The organism is Actinomycetes bacterium (assembly GCA_036000965.1).
Classification (GTDB): domain Bacteria; phylum Actinomycetota; class CALGFH01; order CALGFH01; family CALGFH01; genus DASYUT01.
In genome coordinates, this window is sequence record DASYUT010000093.1 from 1 (window position 1) to 3,446 (window position 3,446).

The window sequence follows — 3,446 nt, forward strand, 5'->3', positions numbered from 1 at the left end:
CTGTGGCTCGGTCGCCGCTCAGGCTCGCCTCCCGCTCGATCGGGGACTCATCGCAGCCGCAAGTTCTCTCAGCTGAGGCCTCCGGAGCCACCTGGGAAATGGGGTGAGGCCGGCGTCGGCTGCCGACTCGCGACGTGGCTAATACTCCAGCCGTAGATCGTGACCTGACTGGTCGGGGGCGGCCAGGGCGAGGTCGTGAAGGTGCGCTCCTGAGGTAGAGCTACTCCGCGGTAACGGCGGCCAGGCGCAGGGGGGCGCCGACCTCGTGGAGGTGGCGGAGCGCCTCTCCGTAGGAGCCGAAGAGGCTGGCCTGGCTGTGGTCGAGGCCGCGCTCTTCGCAGAACCGCTTGATGAGCGCCTGGGAGCGGCGCAGGCTGGGCCGGGGCATGCTGGGGAACAGATGATGCTCGATCTGGTAGTTCAGTCCGCCCAGCGCGAAGTCCACGAACCGGCCACCGCGCACGTTGCGCGAGGTGAGCACCTGGCGCCGGAGGAAGTCGAGCTCGTCGTCCTGGTCGACCACGGGCATGCCCTTGTGGTTGGGGGCGAAGGCGCACCCCAGGTACAGGCCGAACAGGCCCTGCTGGACGAGCACGAAGGCGGCCGCCTTCAGCGGCGGCAGCACCAGCAACACCGCCCCGAGGTAGGCGGCCAGGTGGACCAGCAGCAGCACCCCCTCCAGCCGCCGGTGCCTGACCCCGTCGCCGCGGAGCACGGCCTTGATGCTGGCTGCGTGCAGGTGAGCTCCTTCGAGCAGGAGGATGGGGAAGAACAGGTAGGCCTGGTACCTGGCGATCGTCCTGGTGAGCCCGCGCTTGGCCTGGGCCTGGTCGGCGGTGAACGCGATCGCCCCGATGCTGATGTCGGGGTCGAGGTCCAGGTGGTTGGGGTTGGAGTGGTGGCGGGTGTGCTTGCCGACCCACCAGCCGTAGCTCAGCCCGATGAGCAGGTTGCCGTGCACTAGGCCGACGATGTCATTGGCCTTCCTGGTGCGGAAGATCTGGTGGTGGCCGGCGTCGTGGCCGAGGAATCCGGCCTGGGCGAACACGAAGGCGAGGAACGCGGCGCTGGCCAGCTGCCACCACGAGTCGCCCAGCAGGAGGAACGCGGCCCAGCCGGCGGCGAGCAGTAGCGCGTGGCCGGCGATTTTGGCGGTGTAGTAGGCGGGTCGGCGGTCGAGCAGCCCGGCCTGCCTGACCTGGCGGGACAGCTCGGCGTAGGCGCTGCCGCGGCCCGGGCGGCCGCCTCCCCTGGCTGGGTCGATCGTCTGCGTGTCCTCGAAGCCGGCCATGCACGCTCCTGTCTCGTCGGGCGGCGGGCGCTGCAACCTGCCGGAGGGGGGTACTTCTTGCACTTTCCGCGCTAAACCACTGGAATCCCTTGTCCTGGTCGATTAAAGCAAACCCGTACTGGTTGCGCGATCGCTGCGCGTCTCTGGGCGGCGGTCAGAACCGGACGGCGGCCAGCTGGAACTGCGCAGCGACCCGGACGGGAGCGTGCAGGTCGGGGTGCTCGGCCTCCACCTGGGCGCGGAGGCGCCCGGCGGCGGCCGCCCACACCGGCTCGGGGTAGCGCCAGGAGTGGGAGTAGCACCGCCCCTCGATCTCGGCCAGCGCGTCCGCCCAGCTCTCCTGCGAGTCCCAGCGGACCGGCTCGAGCTGCTCCACGGTGCCGCCGAGGCCGGCGAGCTCCTCGAGCTTCTGGTCGTCGTGCCTGGCGCCCGGGTGCGGCTGGTAGCCGACCAGCTGCTGCATCCACCGGCTGGCCAGGCTGCGCGGGCTCTCCGCGTCGGCGTGGCCGCCGCCGCGGCCGACCAGGATTACGCCGCCGGGGCGAGGACCCGGCGCAGCTCCCGCAGCGCTTGTTTCCAGGCGGGGACCAGGTGCAGGACGTGCACCTCGACGACCACGTCGGCGCTGGCGTCGCGGAAGGGCAGGCGGGTGGCGTCGGCAAGGACCAGGGGCGGGGCGGCCAGCCCGGCCGCGGCCACCGGGACCTTCTCGCCTAGGGCGACAGCTGCCAGTTGAGTATGCCAGGCGGCTGTGCCTCGCCGCGGGCGCAGCGGCCGGCGGGTGCCGATCGACCGGCTTGGCTACCACACCCGCCAACGCTGACGATCCAGAAGAGGTCACCCCGGCGTGGGTGGCGTGGTCCGGACCCAGACCTTGTCCGGCGGGCCCCACCGCTGGGGAGTACGGTGGGCGCGCCATGCGGCTCCGGCTTGGTCGTGCCCGTCTGCCTGCTGGGTTGGTCGGAGCCTTGCAACCAGGCCAAGGGCGGTGACGCCCGGTGGGCCGCCGGAAGACGCGCCGGCCCGGGGAGATCAGCATCCCACCCGGATCGGGGATCGACAAGGGCCGCAGCTGCACCTGCTGGCCCAGGCCCGACGACGCCCGTCCGTGCACCCCGCAGACCTGCGACTGGCGCTGCCGGGCGTGCCGCGTCCACGGCCGGCCGTTCTACAGCCACGGCGACCTGCAGTACCTCGAGCACGGCACCGGGCCGCTGGCGGCGGAGCTGGACCGGTTGTGGCGGGTCAGGGGGACGGGCAAGCGCCGCACTGTCCGGGATGGGGTGTGGCCATGGCGTTGACGGCTGGCAGGCGCCGCCGCGGGGAACAACTCGGCTGGCGCCACGCCGCCCCCACTCCCTCACGGTGATGGATCCACTGCCCGGGCCAGCAGGCTCCCACACTCGGTGGCGACCGGCGGTCCCCGACCCGCTCCGGTCAGTGATCTGGGTGCAGCCCGACCCGACCGGCGGCCCAGCGAACTCGCCCCCGGCATCGCCCTGCACGGCGGGGACCCCTTAGGTGCCGGTTAGGTGCCGGGGAGCTGGGAGCTGATGCCCTTGGCCTGCTCCAGAACCGGGTTGACGTCCTCTGCCTCGATGAGTTCGTGGGTCTCCAGGTGCTCGAAGGCCCCGGTGCTGCTCACCGCCAGGCTGGAGGCGGCAGCTGCGCGGGAATCGGGGAGGTCCACGATGACGAAGCCGTCGTACTGGCCGAACATCAAGTAGTACGCCTCAAGCCTGCCTCCCGCGGACTCCACCGCCTTGGACACCACCGCGACCCGGTCGCTTGGTTGCTGCATGGCCCGGGCGATGGCCTCGCCTCTGAGGGTGAAGAACACCGCGTACTTCGGCATCGCCGCCTACCCCCTTCACCAACGCATCCCTGGGATCCCGGAATCGCCCGCTGGCTGGAGGCTAGTCGCCCAGGACTCGACGGACAAGCCAGCAAGGTGAATCGGCCGCGATGCCGGCGAGGGGAACGGCGCGGGGCGGGCGAGCGCAGGCGAGCCGGAGTTGATGCTCATCGGGTCGCCCTCCTTGGCGTGTCCTCGTCGGTTGTCTGCTGGGCGTGTTGACGTCCTCGGGTGGTCGCGGTGGTGGTGGTCGGTGGTGCCCCGAGCGCTGGTCGGTGGGGGGCGCGCCGTGCCTGCTCG

5 protein-coding genes are annotated in these 3,446 nt (G+C 71.6%); 1 reads left to right on the forward strand and 4 read right to left on the reverse strand.

Annotated features, from left to right (window positions below; genetic code table 11):
- Nucleotides 1-220 precede the first annotated feature (220 nt).
- The 3 genes from VG276_07345 to VG276_07355 all read right to left on the reverse strand — a co-directional run bounded on the left by VG276_07345 (nucleotide 221) and on the right by VG276_07355 (nucleotide 1,990).
- Entirely contained in the window at nucleotides 221-1,291 is a 1,071-nt protein-coding gene (locus VG276_07345; protein HEV8649208.1) for an acyl-CoA desaturase, read from the reverse strand.
- 154 nt (nucleotides 1,292-1,445) lie between these two features.
- Entirely contained in the window at nucleotides 1,446-1,754 is a 309-nt protein-coding gene (locus VG276_07350; GenBank protein ID HEV8649209.1) for a hypothetical protein, read from the reverse strand.
- A 65-nt stretch (nucleotides 1,755-1,819) separates the two neighbouring features.
- Nucleotides 1,820-1,990, reverse strand: coding sequence for a methyltransferase domain-containing protein (locus VG276_07355; protein HEV8649210.1), 171 nt, complete (start codon nucleotides 1,988-1,990; stop codon nucleotides 1,820-1,822).
- Nucleotides 1,991-2,289: 299 nt separating this feature from the next.
- Here VG276_07355 and VG276_07360 point away from each other — a divergent pair, with 299 nt between their 5' ends.
- Entirely contained in the window at nucleotides 2,290-2,592 is a 303-nt protein-coding gene (locus VG276_07360; GenBank protein ID HEV8649211.1) for a hypothetical protein, read from the forward strand.
- Nucleotides 2,593-2,819: 227 nt separating this feature from the next.
- Here VG276_07360 and VG276_07365 read toward each other — a convergent pair whose 3' ends face one another.
- Entirely contained in the window at nucleotides 2,820-3,146 is a 327-nt protein-coding gene (locus VG276_07365) for a GYD domain-containing protein (protein HEV8649212.1), read from the reverse strand.
- Nucleotides 3,147-3,446 lie beyond the last annotated feature (300 nt).

Excerpts from the sequence above, each read along its gene's own strand:
- VG276_07345 (HEV8649208.1), bottom strand. The coding sequence starts at position 1,291 with ATGGCCGGCTTCGAGGACACGCAGACGATCGACCCAGCCAGGGGAGGC.
- VG276_07350 (HEV8649209.1), bottom strand. The coding sequence starts at position 1,754 with ATGCAGCAGCTGGTCGGCTACCAGCCGCACCCGGGCGCCAGGCACGAC.
- VG276_07365 (HEV8649212.1), bottom strand. The coding sequence starts at position 3,146 with ATGCCGAAGTACGCGGTGTTCTTCACCCTCAGAGGCGAGGCCATCGCC.